1 pseudogene is annotated in these 778 nt (G+C 39.2%); it reads right to left on the bottom strand.

Features of this window, described 5'->3' with window-relative positions:
• Window positions 1–778, bottom strand: a pseudogene (locus FUA24_RS03815) (class I tRNA ligase family protein); the annotation flags it as partial.

The raw sequence follows: 778 nt of genomic DNA, 5'->3' as shown, positions 1-778 counted from the left end.
AAAGGCTTGTTCAGAAATATCAACACCTTCAAAAATATTTAGTATTTCTATTCCAAAATGTTTTGCAAAATCATAATCACGTTGGTCTCCACAAGGCACAGCCATAACAGCACCTGTACCGTAGCTAGCAAGTACGTAATCGCCAATCCAAATTGGAATTTGTTTTTTGGTAAACGGATGTTCGGCGTAAGCGCCAGTAAATACCCCTGAAATGGTTTTTACATCGGCCATTCTATCGCGTTCGCTACGTTTGGCTGTGGCTTCAACATAGGCGTCAACAGCAGCTTTTTGTTCGGGTGTTGTAATTTTAGACACCAATTCATGTTCTGGAGCTAAAGTCATGAAACTTACCCCAAAAATGGTATCAGGACGGGTTGTGAAAACCTCAATAGTCTCCTCATGATCATTCACATTGAAAGTTACCGAAGCACCAACCGATTTACCAATCCAGTTACGTTGGCTTTCCTTTAAAGAATCGGTCCAATCTACGGTATCTAAACCTTGAAGCAAACGTTCTGCGTAAGCAGAAATACGCATACTCCATTGTGTCATTTTCTTTCTAACTACAGGATGCCCACCACGTTCAGATACGCCGTTTACAATTTCATCATTTGCTAAAACGGTTCCTAAAGCCGGACACCAGTTTACTTCAGTTTCAGCTAAATATGTTAAACGGTATTGTAATAATATTTGTTGTTGTTTTGCTTTTGAAAAATTTTTCCAATTGTTAGCTGAAAATATTTCAACATCGTCATCACAAGCAGCGTTTACATTGGCA

It is taken from the genome of Seonamhaeicola marinus, assembly GCF_008085455.1.
Note: the sequence above shows the minus strand (reverse complement) of the source record. Positions and strands in the feature narration are given on the sequence as shown.